Genomic DNA, 17,574 nt, shown 5'->3' on the forward strand with positions numbered 1-17,574 from the left:
CATGCCGCTCCACGGAGACTTCGTGCTCCTGCGCGCCGGACGGCTCGCGCTCGTCGTGCCGCAGCGCGAAGTCGGCGAGGCCCGCCATCTCGGCACGTGCCCCGCGCGCGGCGACGGCCGATTCGCTGCATTGTCCGAAGCGATGACGCTGATGCGAGCGTGCCCACCGGGCCGCTTCGTCGCAGCCGCGTTCGCGGGGGACGACACCGGCGTCCTCTGGTGCTGGGACGAGCTGCGCGTGCTCATCGGCGCGAGGCTGCAGGCAAAGGAAATTCCCGGCATGCTCCTCGCGGCGAACGCGCCGGTTGCGCGCTACGTGGAACTCGACGGCGATGTCGCGTACCTCTGCTGCGCGCGGGACATCGCGCGGTTCGCGATGCGGGAGATGAGCGCATGACGACAGCCATCGCAAGGCTCGTGGAATACGCGCCCGGCAAATGCATCGCGCTTGCAGCGCACGCGACCGTGGAGATCGTCAAGCAGCCCGCGCCCGTGGCCGTGCCCGGCGCGGCTCACCACGCGATGGGATTGCTCGCATGGCAGGGACAGCGCATCGCGATGATCGACCTCGCGGCATGGGCGAAGGGCGCACGCGCACGCGAATCCGCGCGCTATGCGCTCGTGCTGGCGTGCGGGCCCGGTGCGTTCGCGGCGCTCGCGCTCGACGCGCTTCCCGTGAACGTCACGGTGCGCGACGCGCAGCAGTGCGATCTTCCGGAAAGGGATGCGCCGTTGCGGCACGCGGCGCTTTCGTGCGTCGACATCGACGGAGAGGCCGTGCCGATCGTCGACGTCGCGAGGCTGCTCGGCGCGCCGACTTCTACTTGAGTTCGAACGCGGGCAGCTTCTTCTCGACCGCGACGTTCTTCAGCGTCGCGTAGAGCGGCATGCCGTCCTTGCCGTACTTCGGGTAGTCCTCGCCCTGGATCAGCGGTCGCAGATAACGCTTGCACTTCTCGGTGATGCCGAAGCCGTCGGCCGTGATGAAGTCGCGCGGCATGAACTTTTCCTTGTTCGCGACTTCGGACAGCGCGGCGACGCCGATGCGGTACTTGTACGGCGCGTCGCTCACGCGGTCCACGGTGGGCATCACCGCGTTGCGGCCCTTGAGCGCGAGCTTCACGGCCGCGGCACCGAGCTCGTACGCCTGCTTCGCATCCGTCTTCGAGGCGATGTGCCGCGCCGCGCGTTGCAGGTAATCGGCCACCGCCCAGTGGAACTTGAGCTTCAGCTCGCGCCGGACCATGTCGGCCACGATGGGTGCCGCGCCTCCGAGTTGCGCGTGGCCGAAGGCGTCTTTCGTGCCCTGCTCGGCGAGGAAGCGGCCGTCCGGATAGTGGCAGCCTTCGGAGACCACCACCGAGCAGTAGCCATTTTTTTTCACCAGCGCATCGACGCGGGCGATGAACTTCTTCTCGTCGAATTCGATTTCGGGAAAGAGCACGACGACCGGAATGCCGTGATCTTCGACCAGGCCGCCCGCCGCGGCGATCCAGCCCGCGTGTCGGCCCATCACCTCGATCACGAACACCTTGGTCGAGGTCTTCGCCATCGAGCGCACGTCGAACGACGCTTCGAGCGTGGACACCGCGACGTACTTCGCGACCGAGCCGAAGCCGGGGCAGCAATCGGTGATCGGCAGGTCGTTGTCCACCGTCTTGGGCACGTGAATCGCCTGGATCGGGTAGCCCATGCTTTCGGAGAGCTGGCTCACCTTGAAGCACGTGTCGGCCGAGTCGCCGCCGCCGTTGTAGAAGAAGTAGCCGATGTCGTGCGCCTTGAAGACTTCGATGAGCCGTTCGTACTCGCGCCGGTTGGCGTCGAGCGACTTCAGCTTGTAGCGGCACGAGCCGAACGCGCCCGAAGGCGTGTAGCGCAGTTGCGCGATTGCGGCGGCGGATTCCTTCGTGGTGTCGATGAGGTCTTCGGTGAGCGCGCCGATGATGCCGTTGCGTCCCGCGTAGACGCGGCCGATGCGGTCCTTGCTGGCACGCGCCGTTTCGATCACGCCCGCGGCCGAGGCGTTGATCACGGCGGTGACGCCGCCGGACTGGGCGTAGAAGGCGTTCTTCTTCTGCTGCTTGGCTGCCATGCTTTTTTTGTTTCGTGGAAAGGATGATCAGTCGGCGAGCGCGCGAGACACCACCTCCCGCACGTCGTTGCTCAGGTCGGGCCGCGCATCCACGCGCGCGATCGCTTCGCGCGCCGCGCCGCGCAGCGGCTCGGCGAGCTTCTTCCACCGGTCGAGCGCGCGCGCGAGCCGCGCGGCCACCTGCGGATTCATCGCATCGAGTTCGATCACGCGGTCGCTCCAGTACACATACCCCGCCGCGTCGCCGCGGTGGAACGCGCCGGGGTTGGCATTGCAATACGTGAAGATCAGGCTGCGCGCGCGGTTCGGGTTGCGGATGTTGAAGTCCGGATGGTTCATGAGCTGCTTCACGACCGGCAGCACGTTGCCGCCGCGGTCCGGCGAGCCCGCCTGCAGCGCGAACCACTTGTCGATCACGAGCGGCTCGTGCCGGAACATCGCATGGAAGCGCTGCAGCGCCTCGGCCGCGAGTTCATGGCCGCTCACCACCAGCGCCGAGAGCGCGTTGAAGCGGTCGGTCATGTTGTTGGCGTCCTTGAAGCGCTGGTACGCCTTGCCCGGCCACACGGGGTCCTGGCTGGATCTCGCGGCGATGCATGCATGCGTGAGGGCAAGTCCCGCCAGCGCGCGCCGCCCGGACGACACCGGGTCCGGCCGATACGCACCGTTTTCCTTGTGCGCCTCGAAGGCCCACTGCCAATCGTCGCGCAGTTCGATCGCGAGCTGCTCTCGCATCGCCTCGCGCACTTCGTGGATGCGCTGCGGATCGACCACGTCGAGCTGCTCGGCAAGGAACGTTTCCGCGGGCAGCGTGAGCACGAGTTCCTTGAAGGACGCATCGAGCCCGGGATGCCGCAGGATGCCGCGCATCGCATCGATGAAGGCGCCATCGAGCCGGATGTCGCGCGCGGCGAGCCCCACGCTGCCGACGAACCTGAGCGCCCGCGCCGTCGCGAGGCGCTGCGCCGCCTCCCACCGGTTGAAGGGATCGGTGTCGTGCGCAAGGAGGGCAAGAAGCTGTTCGTCCGTGTAGTCGAACTCCAGGATCACGGGGGCGCTGAAGCCCCGCAGGAGCGACGGCACGGGTTCTTCCTGCAGCCCGGGAAAGCTCAGTGTCTCGCTCGACTCCGAGAGAACGTGCATGCCCGTCGTGAGCTCGCGGCCGTCCGCACCGAGCAGGCCGAGCGCGATCGGGATCACGAACGGCTGCTTTTCGGCCTGCCCCGGCGTCGGCGGGCACGACTGCGACAGCGTGAGGTTGTAGATGCCCGATGCGGCGTCGTAGTGCGGCACCGCCCGCACGCGGGGCGTGCCCGACTGGCTGTACCAGCGCTTGAACCGATCGAGCTGCCGCGCGAGCGGCGAGCCGGGGTTGGCGTCGGCGATGGCGAGCGCGAAGTCGTCGCACGTCACCGCCTGGCCGTCATGGCGCTGAAAATACAGCGACAGTCCCCTCGCGAATCCGTCTCGTCCCACGAGCGTCTGCATCATGCGCACGACCTCGGCGCCTTTTTCGTACACCGTGACGGTGTAGAAGTTGTTGATTTCGAGGTACTGGTCGGGCCGCACGGGATGCGCCATCGGCCCCGCGTCCTCCGGGAACTGCGCGGTGCGCAGCACGCGCACGTCCTCGATGCGCTTCACCGCGCGCGCCGAGTCGCTGCCCGCGAGGTCCTGGCTGAACTCCTGGTCGCGGAACACCGTGAGGCCTTCCTTCAGCGAGAGCTGGAACCAGTCGCGGCAGGTCACGCGGTTGCCGGTCCAGTTGTGGAAGTACTCGTGGCCGACCACCGATTCGATGTTGGCGTAGTCGACGTCGGTGGCCGTGGCCTGGCTCGCGAGAACGTACTTCGTGTTGAAGACGTTCAGGCCCTTGTTCTCCATCGCGCCCATGTTGAAGTCGCTCGTGGCGACGATCATGAAGCGCTCGAGGTCGAGCGACAGGCCGAAGCGCGACTCGTCCCACGCGACCGACGCCATGAGGGAATTCATCGCATGTTCGGTCTTGTCCAGGTCGCCCGGGCGCACGTAGACCTGCAGCAGGTGTTCCTTGCCCGCGCGCGACACGATGCGCTGTTCGCGGCAGACGAGCCGGCCCGCGACGAGCGCGAAGAGGTAGCTCGGCTTGCGAAACGGGTCGACCCACTTCGCGTAGTGGCGGCCTTCTTCCAGCTCGCCGTGCTCCACCAGGTTGCCGTTGGAGAGCATCACCGGGTAGCGCTGCCGGTCGCCGCGCAGCGTGACGGTGTAGCTCGCCATCACGTCGGGCCGGTCGAGGAAATACGTGATGCGGCGAAATCCTTCGGCTTCGCACTGCGTGAAGAACGAGTCGTTGCTCGTGTAGAGCCCCATCAGCTTCGTGTTCTTCGCGGGGCAGCAGGTGGTGAAGATTTCCAGATCGAAGGGCTCGGCGCCCTCGGGCAGGTTCTCCAGCACGAGCTGGCCTTCCTCGATCTTGAAGGAGGTGCCCTGGCCGTTCACGAGCACGCGCGCGAGGTTCAGCTCCTCGCCGTCGAGGCGCAGCGCCTGAGCGGCCTCGCCCGGGTTGCGGCGCACGCGCATGCGGTTGAGCACGCGCGTCTTGTTCGGCTCGAGATCGAACGTGAGGTCGACCGCGTCGATCCAGTACGCGGGCGGCTGGTAGTCGGCGCGGTGGATGATCTTGTTGTGTCCTTCACGCATGGTGATGTTCCTTCCGGTTGCGGCTACACGCCCTGCTTCAGCGATGCCTCGATGAACGCGTCGAGATCGCCGTCCAGCACCTTCTGCGTGTTGGAGATCTCCACGTTCGTGCGCAGGTCCTTGATGCGGCTCTGGTCCAGCACGTAGCTGCGGATCTGGTGGCCCCAGCCGACATCCGTCTTGGTGGCTTCGAGCTGCTGCTGCGCCTCCATGCGCTTGCGCATCTCGTGGTCGTACAGGCGCGAGCGCAGGCGCCGCCACGCGACGTCGCGGTTGCTGTGCTGGCTGCGGCTGTCCTGGCACTGCACGACGATGCCCGTCGGCAGGTGCGTGAGCCGCACCGCCGAATCGGTCTTGTTGATGTGCTGGCCGCCCGCGCCGGAGGCGCGGAACGTGTCCACGCGCACGTCGGCGGGGTTGATGTCGATCTCGATGGAGTCGTCGATCTCGGGATACACGAACACCGACGCGAAGGACGTGTGCCGACCGCCCGAGGAGTCGAACGGCGACTTGCGAACGAGCCGGTGCACGCCGGTTTCCGTGCGCAGGAGGCCGAACGCGTATTCGCCTTCGATCTTGAGTGTCGCGCTCTTGATGCCCGCGACGTCGCCGGGCGTTTCGTCTTCCACCGTCGCCTTGAAGCCGCGGCGTTCGGCGAACTTCAGGTACTGGCGCATCAGCATCGATGCCCAGTCGCAGGCTTCGGTGCCGCCGGCGCCCGCCTGCAGGTCGAGGAAGCAGTTGTTGGGGTCGGCGGGCTGATTGAACATGCGGCGGAATTCGAGGTCTTCCACCAGCTTCTTCAGCTTGTCGCCTTCGGCCTCGATGGTGGCAAGACCCGCCTCGTCGCCTTCTTCCTTGCTCATCTCGTACAGCTCGAGGTTGTCCGCGAGCTCGCGATCGAGATTGGCGAGGGTGAGCACGATGCCGTCGAGCTGCTTCTTTTCCTTGCCGAGTTCCTGGGCCTTCTTCGGGTCGTTCCAGACCGAGGGGTCTTCCAGGGAGGCGTTGACGGTTCTCAGGCGCTCCGATTTGGCATCGAAGTCAAAGATACCTCCGAAGGTCGGAGGTGCGGGTTCGAAGATCGGTCAGCGTCGTGCCGATCGCGTTGATGTGTTCTGCGTCCATGAATGAAAAATCCTCTGCGAACAGAAGATTCTCTCATGCGCCAGGGGCGCGCTTCAGCGGAACGCGCCCAGCCTCGCCTGCGCCGGCCGGTTGCCCTCGCTCGCGGCGCGCTGCAGCCACTTCATCGCCTGCGTCGGATCGGGGTCGACTCCCGCTCCCTGCAGGTAGGCGACGCCCAGGAAGTAGCTCATCTCGCTGCGCCCGTGCCGGATGCCGTCGAGCGTCCACTTGCCCGAGCGCTTCACGATGGCGGGCACGTCGCCACTGCCGTCGGCGAACGACTGCATGTCCGCGATGGTCTTCGTGAGGAACTTGTCCCGCTTCTGCGACGCTTCCAGCCGGTCGGGCTGCACCTGCACCAGCTCATCGGCGAGCACCGCCATTTCCTCGAAGGGCGTCATGCCGCCGCGCATGCGCGGGGAATACCACGCATGCAGCATCACCTTGTCGAGCGGCAGCAGCCCGTCGACCTTGGAGGGAAAGTACGAGAGCACGGTCTTGCCCGCCGGGTGGCCGCGCACGCCCATCACGTGCATCGACTCGTGGTAGGCGCAGCGGCGCACGTCCTTCGAGCGCATCTGCATGGCCGCGGAGTCGATGCGCGTTTCGCTGTAGAAATTCAGGTAGGTGACGCACGGCTGGATGTCTTCCAGCATCGTGTTGGGAACGATCTCGACGCTCAGGTTGGCGATCTGCGCCGCGTCGGGGCGGTCGCTCACGTCGGTGATGTTGATGCCCGATTCGGCGGCCACCGAGCGCAGCGCCTGCAGCGTATAGGCCTTGTGCTGGGCGAGGTTGACGCCGGTGATGCGCACCCGGATGTCCTGTTCCCAGCGAACGAGGCGGGTGGGGGTGCCGCTCTGGTGCCACAGCACTTCCCACATGGTTGCGAGTCCCTGTTCGAACTCGTCTCCGCTCGGCGGCGGGCGAAAGCCTTCCAGAGCCGAGGCAGGAGTTGCCAACACAGCCGCGAGCACTGCGCCCAGGAGCGCGGCCAATACACCCGACTTCCTCATCAAGTCACCCCACAACAATGGGAGGCAGTGTGGGGTAGGACAGCTCCTACGACAAGGGGTGTTACTTACTGCTCAGTTCGGAGTGCAGGCTGAGCGGAAAAATTCACGTCTCCGGAGGGTTTCGACCCAGTGGGGCCGAGCCCAGCGGGGCTCAGGCTCGCAGGAAATCCTCGATGAGCCGGGCGAGCTCACGAGGTTGATCGTGGTGCAGCATGTGGCCCGCGTCGTCGATGGTTGTCCTACGCACGTCGGACACGGCCGACAGCCTTTGGTGCCACTCCGCGAGGCCGTAGCGCCCCTGCCACCACTGCTCGAGGCTGTTGTCGGACGCCTCGACCATGAGCGTCGGCGCCGTGATCGAGCGGTAGAGCTCGAGCGTCTCCTCGACCTGGTGCAGGTTGGCGTTCACGATCTTGTGCGCGTCATGGCCGAGGATGCGCCAGAGGCCGTCCGCGCCTTCCCTGGCCCAGTGGCGCGCCAACCATTCGGCCTTGTCGCGTTCAAGCCGCGGGTTGGTCTTCATGAGCCGGCGGGCGACGCCTTCGGCGCTGTCGTAGGCCTTCAGGGCCAGGTCGCCGCGATGCAGCGCCTTCAGCTGGTCGATCCACTTCGCGTAGCGCCCCGGCGCCTCACCGGGCGAAGTGCGGGCCATGCCGAAGCCTTCGAGGTTCACGAGACGCCGCACGCGCGCGGGCCGCACGCCCGAGTACATCATCGCGACGTTGCCGCCCATGCTGTGGCCCACGAGGTCCACGGGCGCTTCGGGGCAGTAGCGATCCAGCAGGAAGTCGAGGTCGGCGAGGTAGTCGGCAAACCAGTAGCTGTCGGTGTCGGGCATCTCCGTGAGCCCGTAGCCGCGCCAGTCCGGCGCGATCGCGAAGCGGTCCGCCCCGAATTCGTCCACGACGAACTGGAAGGACGCGCCGATGTCCATCCAGCCGTGGACCATCACGAGCGGCGGCACGCCTTCGCGGCGCTCGCCCCAGACCCACACGTGGTAGTCGAGGGTGCGGATCGGGACAAACTCGCTGCGGGGGATGCGCCGGGGTTGATACATTCGCCCGGATCATAGGAGAGTCGACCCATGACCCCCAGTCAAGGAAGGGACAACTACCTCGCGCTGCACGCGGGCTTGCGCTGGCTCGTGCCGGAACGCTTCAACATCGCCGAGGCATGCTGCGCCCGCTGGGCCGCGCGCGCCGATGCGAACGAAAGGATCGCCATCCGCGCGCATGGGGTCGAAGGCGAGGGCGCCACGCTCACGTACGCGCGGCTGGCGGCCGAGGCGAACCGCATGAGCAACCTGCTCGCGGGCGTGGGCGTGCACCGCGGCGACCGCGTCGCCATCGTGATGCCGCAGCGCTTCGAGACGGCGATCGCGTACATGGCGGTGTTCCAGCTCGGCGCGGTGGCGATGCCGCTGTCGATTCTCTTCGGACCCGAGGCGCTGCAATACCGGCTTCGCGACAGCGAAGCGGTGGTCGCGATCTGCGACGAATCGTCGATCGGCAACGTTGCCGAGGTGCGCAGCCAGTGTCCGCTGCTGCGCGAAGTGATCGGCGTGGACGGCGCCGAGGCGCATTCGGATGTCGCGTGGGGCGCGGAGCGGCCGCTGCTCGATGCCGACTTCACCGCGCTGCGCACGCACTCGGAAGATGGCGCGGTCCTGATCTACACGAGCGGCACGACCGGCCCGCCCAAAGGCGCCCTCATCCCGCATCGCGCGCTGATCGGCAACCTGCCGGGGTTCGTGTGCAGCCAGAACTGGTTCGGCTTCGACCCGCGCGGCCGCGCGCTCACAGAAGGGGAGCAAGCCTTGCCGCTCGGCAGCGACGCCGTGTTCTGGTCGCCGGCCGACTGGGCGTGGACGGGCGGGTTGATGGATGCGCTGCTGCCCACGCTCTATTTCGGCCGTCCCATTGTTGCCTACAACGGCCGCTTCAATCCGGAAGTCGCCTTCACGCTGCTGCAGGAGCACCGCGTGACGCACACGTTCGTCTTCCCGACGGCGCTGAAGGCGATGATGAAGGCGTATCCCGAGCCGCGCGAGCACTTCGCGCTGCAGCTCAGCGCGATCATGAGCGCAGGCGAAGCCGTGGGAGACGCGGTGTTCGCGTATTGCCGCGACCGGCTCGGCGTGACCGTGAACGAGATGTTCGGCCAGACCGAAATGAACTACGTCGTGGGCAACTGCGCGCCTCAGTGGCCGGCGCGCGCGGGCAGCATGGGCCGGCCGTATCCCGGGCATCGCGTCGCGGTGATCGACGACGACGGCAACGAGTGTCCAGCGGGCGTTGCGGGCGACGTGGCCGTGAACCGGTTCGACCGGCACGGCGACCCGGACCCCGTCTTTTTCCTCGGGTACTGGAAGAACGAGGATGCGACGCGGCGCAAATTCACGGGCGACTGGTGCCGCACCGGCGACCTCGCCGTCCGGGACGAGGAGGGCTACCTCTGGTATCAGGGCCGGGCCGACGACGTCTTCAAGGCCGCGGGTTACCGCATCGGGCCGAGCGAGATCGAGAACTGCCTCGTGAAGCATCCCGCGGTCGTGAATGCGGCCGTCGTGCCCAAGCCCGATCGCGAGCGCGGCGCGGTGGTGAAGGCGTATGTCGTGCTGGCGCCGCACGTAGCCGAGGCGAGAACGATCGCCGCCCACGGCATGCACGCGTTCGATGTGGAGCTCATCGCGCAGTTGCAGGCGCACGTGCGCGGCCGGCTCGCGCCCTACGAGTACCCGAAAGAGATCGAGTTCATCGAGGCGCTGCCGATGACGACGACGGGCAAGGTGCAGCGGCGCGTGCTGCGCCTGCGGGAGGAAGAGAAGGCGAGGGCGGTGCCCGATCGCCCCTGAGCGCATGGCGAAGAAAGATCGCGTGAGCGAAACCCCCGCGACCGCCTTCCTGAAGGCGCACGGTGTCGAATTCACCGAACACCTCTACGAATACGTCGAGCACGGTGGCGCGCAGCACAGCGCGGAGGTCCTGGGCTGCGATCCGTTCATGGTCGTGAAGACGCTCGTGATGGAAGACGAGAAGGCGCGGCCGCTCGTCGTGCTCATGCACGGCAACCGCACCGTCTCCACGAAGAACCTCGCCCGGCAGATCGGCGCGAAATCCGTGCAGCCGTGCAAACCCGAAGTCGCGAACCGCCACAGCGGCTATCTCGTGGGCGGCACGTCGCCCTTCGGCACGCGCAGGTCGATGCCCGTTCACATCGAAGAGACGATCCTCGCCTTGCCGCGCATCCTCATCAACGGCGGACGGCGCGGCTATCTCGTGGGGATCGACCCCAAGGTGTGCGTCGACCTGCTGGGCGCCAAGCCCGTGCATTGCGCGCTCGAAGAGTGACGGCACAATATCGCCCGTGGATTTCGCCTACGCCTTTCTCGCCGTCATCGCCTCCTACCTGCTCGGCTCGCTCGCGTTCGCCGTGATCGTGAGCCGCCTCATGGGCCTCACCGATCCGCGCACTTTCGGCAGCGGCAACCCCGGCGCGACCAACGTGCTGCGCTCCGGCAGCAAGCCCGCCGCCGCGATCGTGCTCGTGCTCGATGCCTGCAAGGGGCTTGTGCCGGTGCTGCTCGTGCGGGCGTTCGGCGCTCGATTCGGCCTGGGCGAAGGGACCGTCGCGATGGTGGGGCTCGCCGCCTTCCTCGGCCATCTCTTTCCGGTGTTCTTCCACTTCAAGGGTGGCAAGGGCGTGGCCACGTTCATCGGCGTGGTCTTCGGCATCCACTGGGCCCTCGGCCTCGCGACGGGCCTCACCTGGCTCATCATCGCCTTCTTCTTCCGCTATTCCTCGCTCGCCTCGATGGTGTCGGCCGTGTTCGCGCCGACGTACTATCTGCTCGGCGACCGCGCGGCGTGGTATGCCGACGCATCGGTCGCGCTCGCGCTTGCCGTCATGGCGGGGCTTTCCCTCTGGCGCCACCGGCAGAACATCCGGCGCCTCCTCGAAGGCCGGGAGCCGCGCCTCGGCGCGAAGAAGGCGCCACCGCCGCATGCGCACTGATTGCGCGGGCGTAATATCGCGCCCATGAAATCGATCGCACTCTTTCCGGCCGGCGCGCTGCTCCTGCTCGGCGCGCTGTCCGTGCACGCACAGTCGGCCCCGCCTCGCACCATTTCGCGCGACGAACTGCGGGCCTGCCTGGATTCCGAGGACCGTGTCGCCGCGCGCCGCAAGGCGTTCGACGAGCGCATCGCAAAGCGCCGCGAGCAGGAAGCCGCTCTGAAGGCGGAGAGCGCCGAGCTCGAGGAGGAAGCGAAGCACGCGGACGAAGACCAGTGGAAGGGCAACCGGTTCTCGCGCCACCAGAAATCGTTCCAGGCCAAGGTGAAGGCCTACAACGACGAACAGGCCGGCTTCATGGCCGAACTGGAAGCCATGAAGCAGGCGGCCGCGGCGCACAACGACAAGTGCGCGGGGATCGCCTTCAATCCCGAGGACAAAGAGGCGATCCTGCGCGAACGCGAAGCAGCGAAGAAGTAGCGGCCGGGCACCGGCGGAGAACAAGCAATGGCGAACGCACTCACCTTCCTCCTGCACTGGGCCATCACCGCTTTCGCGCTGTGGCTCGCGAGCCTTCTTTTCAAGGGGCTGCGCTTTCGCGACACACCCTCGCTCGTGATCTCGGCTTTGCTGCTCGGGCTCGCCAATGCCATCGTGCGCCCCGTCCTCATCGTGCTCACGCTGCCGATCACTTTCGTGACCTTCGGGCTGTTCCTGCTCGTGATCAACGCGGTCATGCTGCTGCTGGTCGCCAAGCTCGTGCGCGGCTTCACCGTCTCGGGGTTCTGGACCGCGCTCTTCGCGAGTCTCTTCGTCTCGGTCGTGAGCCTCGTGCTCGGCGCGCTCATCGGCCGCGCGAATCCGGGTCAGGAGATCGAGTTGCCGAGCGGCGCCAAGTGGGTGCTCAGTCCTCTTCGATCACGAACCGCGTGACCTGGGGCGGCCCCTCGCCCACGTGGAAGGAAAGCCGCCGCTCGCGCAGCTGGACGTCCGCGGCCGTCACGCGGTCGAATCGCCGCAGGTGCTCGGTCCACGACTCGTCGGTGATCTGCTCGATGAAGCGCGCCGGATCGTGCAGGTCGTGCAGCAGCTGCCACGCGAGCGCACCTTGCTGCAGGCGGCTGCGCCGGCTTTCCTCCATCAAGGCGATGAAGTCTTCCCGGCGCGCCGGATCGATCCGGTATTCGACGTTCACCTGGATGCGCCCGGGACGATGCGGCGGTGCCATCTTCGGTGCCTTCACCTCGCCGCGCTGCGGCGAGAGGTCCTCTTCGGTGTCCGGGTCGATCACGAAGCGCTGGGCAAGCGCCATCGACACGATCGAAGTGCCCGCGGCGATCGTGATCGCCATGTGGATGCCGCTCCAGGTGGCGACCTGCCCCCAGAGCGCCGCGCCCGCTGCGGTCGAGCCCATCAAGGCCATCTGGTAGATCGACATGCCGCGCGCGCGCACCCAGTCGGGCAGCGCCATCTGCGCGGAGACGCTCAGCGAGTTCGCGACCGTGATCCACGCGGCGCCCGAAAAGAGCATCCCCGGCACGGCCAGTTCGATGTTGGGCGCGAAGGCCACCGCCACGGCGCTTGCCGACTGGATCGCCGTGCCGGCGAAGATGCGCCGCTCGGGCGGCATCCACCCGCGGATGCGCGGCATGGACAGCGCGGCGGCGATGGCGCCCGCGCCCATCGAGGCGAGCAGCACGGTGAAGGTGCCTGCCTGCCCGCCGGGGATCGCGCGCGCGAGCAGCGGCAGCAGCGCGAGCAGCGCGGTGGAGTGGATGAAGAAAAGCGAGATGCGCAGCAGGATCGCGCGCATGCGGCTCGATTGCCAGACGTACTGCATCCCCACGCGCATGGCGCTCGCGAGCCGTTCGCGCCCGAGCGGATGTTCCCGGTGCACGCGGCGCCAGCGCATGATCGTGAAGCCCGCGATGATCGAGACCACCGCGTTGGTCACGAACACCCATTGCGCTCCGGCGCTCGCGATCAGGGCGCCGGCGACGAGCGGGCCGAGGATGCGAGACGCGTTCATCGCGACGCCGTTGAGCGCGAGCGCCTGCGGCAGCTGCGGGCGGCTCACGATCTCCGGCACGATCGCCGAGAAGACAGGCCAGCGCATCGCGAGGCCCACGCCGTTGGCGAAGGTGAGCGCGAGCAGCAGAGGCGCCGTCAGGTGGCCGATGAGGATCACGATGCACAGGATCGTCGCCACGGTCGCCACCCAGAACTGTGTGGCCATGAAGTAGCGCCGGCGGTCCACGATGTCGGCGAGCGCGCCGCTCGGCAGCCCCAGCACGAAGACCGGCAGGGTGGAGGCGCTCTGAACGAGCGCGACCCACAGCGGCGTGGGGCCGAGCGAGGTCATGAGCCACGACGCGGCCACGTCGTTCATCCACATCGTCGTGTTGGCCGCCATCCAGGTGAGCCACAGCATGCGAAAGACGGGCGTCTTCAGCGGACCCAGCGCGGACTGGCGGGAGGCAGCGCGTTCAGCCAGGACGCTCAATACCTTCGCTCCAGCACCATCTGGTTGTTGGTGAGCTGGACCTTGAAGCGGCCGAGGTAGGAGTTGCCGAGCAGCACGAAGGGCATCGACGCGGGCGCGATGATGGCGTCGACGTCGTACACCTCGACGTCGCCGATGCGCACCGAAGCGAGCTTCACCACCCAGCCCGCGACCGCGCCGTTGGCGGTGTCCATTCGCACGCGGCGGGCGTGTTCGTAGTCGATGCCGATCCGATCGGCCTGGCTCTGGCTCATCGACACCGCCGAGGCGCCGGTGTCCACGAGGAACTGCACCGGCCGCCCGTTGATCGTGCCGGGCGTCGTGAAATGGCCGCCCGTGCCCGCGGCGAGCACGACCCGGCTGCCGCGAGCCCAGTCGCCGCCGCTCGCGCCGACGCTGGCCGGGGCTTCGCCGACTCGCAGCGTGAGGCGCTTGCCTTCCACCTCCACCACGGCTTCCTGGCCGGAGGTGGAGAGCACCTTCACGCCCCGGAAGGTTTCCCCGGGCGCGACGGTCTTCGGCGGCGAGCCGTTCACGATGAGGAGGGCCTTGTTGCCGAGCATGCCCTGCAGCGCGACCTGTTCGCCGCCAAGCGCATCGGCCGTGCCGGCGGCCGAGCCGCACGCGAGCAGGACCGCCACGAAGGTTCTCATGCCGGGTGCATCTTCAGTCGCGGAAATTGTTGAAGCCGAGCGGCAGCTCGGCCAATTCCCGGCGGATGAGCGCGATGGCCTGCTGCAGGTCGTCGCGCTTGGCGCCCGTCACGCGCACGGACTCCCCCTGGATCGAGGCCTGAACCTTCAGCTTGCTTTCCTTGATGAGCTTTTGCAGCTTCTTCGCATGCTCGGACTCGATGCCGCTTCGCACCTTGAGCACCTGGCGCACCTTGTCGCCGCCCATCTTCTGCACCTCGCCCTTGTCGAGGAAGCGCACGTCCACGCCTCGCTTGGCCATCTTGGCAAGGAGCACGTCCTGCACCTGCTGGAGCTGGAAATCGGCGTCGCCGTGCAGCGTGATTTCCTTGTCCTTCAGCTCGATGGAAGCGGACGTGCCCTTGAAGTCGAAGCGCGTGCCGATCTCCTTGGCGGTGTTCTCGACGGCGTTCCTCACCTCCACCATGTCGGGTTCGCAGACGGCATCGAATGAAGGCATTTCCTTGGGTTCCCGGCTCGCTGGCTTGGGTGACAATTGTCCCATGAACGTCGAGCACAATGCGCCGCTTCAGCCGCACAACACCTTCGGGATCGTGGCGCGGGCCAGAACGCTCGTGCGCGTGGGAAGCGAAGCCGACGCGCAGGCGCTGCTCGCCCATCCCGAGTACGGGCCGGGCCCCAAGTTCGTGCTCGGCGGCGGCAGCAACATCGTGCTCACGGGCGACGTGAAGGCGACGGTCCTGAAGGTCGAGATCATGGGGCGGCGCGTGCTCCAGGAGACGTCGAAGTACACGCTGATCGAGGCGGGAGCGGGGGAGAACTGGCACGACTTCGTCACCTGGACGCTCGACGAGGGCCACTTCGGACTGGAAAATCTCGCGCTCATTCCGGGCACCGTGGGCGCCGCGCCGGTGCAGAACATCGGGGCCTACGGGGTGGAGCTGCAGGACACGTTCGATTCGCTGGACGCGATCGACCTGAACACCGGCCGGCTTTTCACGCTGAACGCGGCGCAATGCGCCTTCGGCTACCGCGATTCGGTCTTCAAGCACAGCGCCGCGAAGGACAGCGACCTGGGTCTTGCCGGGCGCGCCCTCATCCTGCGCGTGCGCCTGCGCCTGCCCAAGCCCTGGCGGGCGGTGACGGGCTATCTCGACTTGCAGCGCAAGATCGCGGAAACGGGCATCGGCGAGCCCGATGCGCGGCAGGTCTACGACTGGGTCTGCGCGATCCGCAGCGCGAAGCTGCCGGACCCGCGCGTGATCGGCAACGCGGGCAGCTTCTTCAAGAATCCGACGGTGACGCCGGAGCAGTGCCAGGACATCATCGCGCGCGACCCCGGCATCGTGCACTACCCGATGCCCGACGGCAGCGTGAAGCTCGCGGCGGGCTGGCTGATCGACGCGTGCGGCTGGAAGGGCAAGTCGGTGGGCAAGGCGGGCGTGTACGAGAAGCAGGCGCTCGTGCTCGTGAACCGCGGGGGTGCGACGGGTGGGGAAGTGGTGACACTGGCGCGCGCGATCCAGACGAGCGTGTACGAGCGGTTCGGCATCCGGCTGGAGCCGGAGCCGGTGGTGGTATAGATGCGCCGGCTCAGCGCGCGACGGGCTCCTGCCGGACGAGGCGCGCATGCGCCACGCGGTCGATGAGCCCCACGTGATCCGCCGGGCCGCCGCCGCCGCGGCGCACGAGCCCCGTCAGCATCAGCATCGTGAGCGTGAGCGTGCCGGTCTGCAGGAAGACCACCAGCAGGATGCCCACCACCATCGAAAACCAGCCCGGCGTGGCAAGGCCCGCCAGCTTCAGCACGAGCGCCGTCGTGGCGCCGAGCATCGACGCGCCGGCGAGGAGCGCGCATGCGACGCCGACGCGCACCAGCACGTCTTCGGCGAACACCATGAGACCGCGAAAGCCGTGCAGCGCGAGCCCGATGAAATTGAGCTTGCTGCGCCCGGCGTAGCGCGGTCCGCGGTCGAGCGGGCAGCCGGCGATGCGCAGCTTCGACGCGAGCACGCTCGACGCCACGTGCACCCACGTTTCTTCCATGCCCACGAGACGCCGCGCCGCGGCCGGCTTCATCGCCATGAAGTTGCCGAAGCTGATCCAGCGGCCCGTGAGCAGGCGAAAGACGCGCTTGTAGACCTGGTAGAAGATGCGAAAGCGCAGCGTCTCCACGCGGCTTCTGCGCTGCGCGACCACCACGTCGACGTCGTCGGGCGCGAGGGCGTCCAGCAGTGGGAGAACGGTCCGCGGGAGGTCCTCGCCGTCGGAGTCCATCGTGACGAAGGAGCTCGCTCGCGCCGCGAAATGTTCCACGGCATATGCAAGGCCGACGGCGATCGCGCGCTGGTGCCCGACGTTGCGTCGCAGCGTGACGACGGTGCCTTCGATGCCCGCGTCGATCATCGGCTGCGTCGAAAGCGGCTCGTGCACCGAGCCGTCGTCCACGGCGATCACGTGCACGGAAGGGCCGAGCTCCTTCGCCAGCTCGCGCAGCAGCTGGGTCGCGGCGGCCGCATCCTCGTACACCGGGGTGACGATGACCACTCGATCGTCCATCTCCACTCCTGCGGCCCGCGCATCGGGCCGGTGAGCTCTTCCCACGCGTAGCGTCAGCTCACCGCATCCGCCGGCTGCCGCTGCAGCATCGCAAGAACGTTGGCGATGGTCCTGCGCAGTTCGCGCCGGTCGCAGATGAAGTCCACCGCGCCCTTTTGCTGGAGGAACTCGGCTCGCTGGAAGCCTTCGGGCAGCGTCACCCGCACGGTCGATTCGATCACGCGGGGGCCGGCGAAGCCGATCAGCGCCTTGGGCTCGGCGATCACGACGTCGCCCACGAAGGCGAAGCCCGCGCTCACGCCGCCCATGGTGGGATCGGTGAGCACGCTGATGTAGGGCAGTGCCTTCTTCGCGAGCCGGGTGAGTGCCGCATTGGTCTTGGCCATCTGCATGAGCGAGAGCAGGCCTTCCTGCATGCGCGCGCCGCCGGTCGCGGTGAAGCAGACGAACGGGACCTTCTGCTCGATGGCGGCTTCCACGCCGCGCGAGAAGCGTTCGCCCACGACGCTGCCCATGCTGCCGCCCATGAAGTCGAATTCGAACGCCGCGGCGACGAGGTTCATGCTGTGCACCGCACCGCCCATCACGACGAGCGCGTCGGTCTCGCCCGTGTTCTCCAGCGCCTCCTTCAGGCGTTCCGGATAGCGGCGGCTGTCCTTGAACTTGAGCGGATCGACCGGCAGCACTTCCTGGCCGATCTCGTAGCGGCCTTCGGGATCGAGGAAGGCATTGAGCCGCGCGCGCGCGCCGATGCGATGGTGATGCCCGCAGCTCGGGCAGACGTTCTGGTTCTGCTCGAGATCGCTCTTGTACAGCACGGTCTCGCAGCTCGGGCACTTGATCCACAGGCCTTCGGGGACGCTGCGGCGCTCCGCCGGGTCGGTGGGCTGAATCTTCGGCGGCAGCAGTTTCTCGAGCCAGCTCATC

Annotated in this window: 18 protein-coding genes; 8 read left to right on the forward strand and 10 right to left on the reverse strand. The window is 67.4% G+C overall.

Annotated elements, in window-relative coordinates; all coding sequences use genetic code 11:
* The first annotated feature begins 1 nt into the window (after nt 1).
* Both VHA82_RS19775 and VHA82_RS19780 read left to right on the forward strand, forming a co-directional pair.
* Nucleotides 2-397 carry a hypothetical protein gene (locus tag VHA82_RS19775; RefSeq protein WP_325546867.1) on the forward strand — a complete coding sequence of 132 codons (396 nt, stop codon included), beginning with the start codon at nt 2-4 and terminating at the stop codon, nt 395-397.
* Nucleotides 394-828, forward strand: coding sequence for a chemotaxis protein CheW (locus VHA82_RS19780; protein WP_325546868.1), 435 nt, complete (start codon nt 394-396; stop codon nt 826-828). Before VHA82_RS19775 ends, VHA82_RS19780 begins: the two co-directional genes overlap by 4 nt.
* Here the strand turns inward: VHA82_RS19780 and VHA82_RS19785 are convergent.
* The 5 genes from VHA82_RS19785 to VHA82_RS19805 form a co-directional block, all read right to left on the reverse strand.
* Entirely contained in the window at nt 821-2,092 is a 1,272-nt protein-coding gene (locus VHA82_RS19785; protein ID WP_325546869.1) for a 6-phosphofructokinase, read from the reverse strand. The two genes, VHA82_RS19780 and VHA82_RS19785, sit on opposite strands and share 8 nt — an antisense overlap.
* Before the next feature lie 27 nt (nt 2,093-2,119).
* Nucleotides 2,120-4,774 carry an aminopeptidase N gene (gene pepN, locus VHA82_RS19790; protein WP_325546870.1) on the reverse strand — a complete coding sequence of 885 codons (2,655 nt, stop codon included), beginning with the start codon at nt 4,772-4,774 and terminating at the stop codon, nt 2,120-2,122.
* Between the two features lie 23 nt (nt 4,775-4,797).
* Nucleotides 4,798-5,902, reverse strand: a protein-coding gene (prfB, locus tag VHA82_RS19795; protein WP_325546871.1) for a peptide chain release factor 2 whose coding sequence is annotated in 2 segments (ribosomal slippage) — nt 4,798-5,820 and nt 5,822-5,902 — 1,104 coding nt in all. Because the reading frame shifts where the segments join, the coding sequence is not laid out codon by codon here.
* A gap of 53 nt (nt 5,903-5,955) precedes the next feature.
* Nucleotides 5,956-6,864, reverse strand: a complete 909-nt coding sequence (locus VHA82_RS19800) for a hypothetical protein (protein WP_325546872.1) — start codon at nt 6,862-6,864, stop codon at nt 5,956-5,958.
* A gap of 205 nt (nt 6,865-7,069) precedes the next feature.
* Nucleotides 7,070-7,975 (reverse strand): alpha/beta hydrolase, encoded by a 906-nt coding sequence (locus tag VHA82_RS19805; RefSeq protein ID WP_325546873.1) that lies wholly within the window; start codon nt 7,973-7,975, stop codon nt 7,070-7,072.
* Between the two features lie 27 nt (nt 7,976-8,002).
* On the opposite strand from VHA82_RS19805, the gene VHA82_RS19810 reads away from it, so the two are divergent.
* The 5 genes from VHA82_RS19810 to VHA82_RS19830 are packed head-to-tail and all read left to right on the forward strand — an operon-like array spanning nt 8,003 to nt 11,865.
* Nucleotides 8,003-9,772 carry an acyl-CoA synthetase gene (locus VHA82_RS19810; RefSeq protein ID WP_325546874.1) on the forward strand — a complete coding sequence of 590 codons (1,770 nt, stop codon included), beginning with the start codon at nt 8,003-8,005 and terminating at the stop codon, nt 9,770-9,772.
* Between the two features lie 4 nt (nt 9,773-9,776).
* Nucleotides 9,777-10,268: an aminoacyl-tRNA deacylase gene (locus tag VHA82_RS19815; protein ID WP_325546875.1), complete on the forward strand. Its 492-nt coding sequence runs from the start codon at nt 9,777-9,779 to the stop codon at nt 10,266-10,268.
* A 16-nt stretch (nt 10,269-10,284) separates the two neighbouring features.
* On the forward strand, nt 10,285-10,932 hold the full coding sequence (gene plsY, locus VHA82_RS19820) for a glycerol-3-phosphate 1-O-acyltransferase PlsY (protein ID WP_325546876.1): 648 nt from the start codon (nt 10,285-10,287) through the stop codon (nt 10,930-10,932).
* Between the two features lie 24 nt (nt 10,933-10,956).
* Nucleotides 10,957-11,412 carry a hypothetical protein gene (locus VHA82_RS19825; protein ID WP_325546877.1) on the forward strand — a complete coding sequence of 152 codons (456 nt, stop codon included), beginning with the start codon at nt 10,957-10,959 and terminating at the stop codon, nt 11,410-11,412.
* 27 nt (nt 11,413-11,439) lie between these two features.
* Nucleotides 11,440-11,865, forward strand: a complete 426-nt coding sequence (locus VHA82_RS19830) for a phage holin family protein (RefSeq protein ID WP_325546878.1) — start codon at nt 11,440-11,442, stop codon at nt 11,863-11,865.
* On the opposite strand, the gene VHA82_RS19835 is transcribed toward VHA82_RS19830, so the two are convergent.
* From VHA82_RS19835 to VHA82_RS19845, 3 genes are all read right to left on the reverse strand, one after another.
* Nucleotides 11,837-13,363 carry an MFS transporter gene (locus VHA82_RS19835; protein WP_325546925.1) on the reverse strand — a complete coding sequence of 509 codons (1,527 nt, stop codon included), beginning with the start codon at nt 13,361-13,363 and terminating at the stop codon, nt 11,837-11,839. The two genes, VHA82_RS19830 and VHA82_RS19835, sit on opposite strands and share 29 nt — an antisense overlap.
* Nucleotides 13,364-13,431: 68 nt before the next feature.
* A complete protein-coding gene (locus VHA82_RS19840; protein ID WP_325546879.1) occupies nt 13,432-14,088 on the reverse strand; it encodes a retropepsin-like aspartic protease in 657 nt (218 codons plus the stop codon).
* A 13-nt stretch (nt 14,089-14,101) separates the two neighbouring features.
* Nucleotides 14,102-14,587 (reverse strand): YajQ family cyclic di-GMP-binding protein, encoded by a 486-nt coding sequence (locus VHA82_RS19845; RefSeq protein ID WP_325546880.1) that lies wholly within the window; start codon nt 14,585-14,587, stop codon nt 14,102-14,104.
* A gap of 43 nt (nt 14,588-14,630) precedes the next feature.
* Between VHA82_RS19845 and murB the strand changes: the two genes are divergently transcribed.
* On the forward strand, nt 14,631-15,671 hold the full coding sequence (gene murB, locus VHA82_RS19850; protein ID WP_325546881.1) for a UDP-N-acetylmuramate dehydrogenase: 1,041 nt from the start codon (nt 14,631-14,633) through the stop codon (nt 15,669-15,671).
* Between the two features lie 10 nt (nt 15,672-15,681).
* Here the strand turns inward: murB and VHA82_RS19855 are convergent, their stop codons facing one another.
* Together VHA82_RS19855 and accD are read right to left on the reverse strand one after the other, a co-directional pair.
* Complete coding sequence (locus VHA82_RS19855) at nt 15,682-16,647, reverse strand: glycosyltransferase (RefSeq protein ID WP_325546882.1); 966 nt, start codon at nt 16,645-16,647, stop codon at nt 15,682-15,684.
* Nucleotides 16,648-16,700: 53 nt separating this feature from the next.
* Nucleotides 16,701-17,573, reverse strand: a complete 873-nt coding sequence (gene accD / locus VHA82_RS19860; protein WP_325546883.1) for an acetyl-CoA carboxylase, carboxyltransferase subunit beta — start codon at nt 17,571-17,573, stop codon at nt 16,701-16,703.
* Between the last annotated feature and the right edge of the window lies 1 nt (nt 17,574).

The organism is Ramlibacter sp. (genome assembly GCF_035548915.1).
GTDB lineage: Bacteria > Pseudomonadota > Gammaproteobacteria > Burkholderiales > Burkholderiaceae_C > Ramlibacter.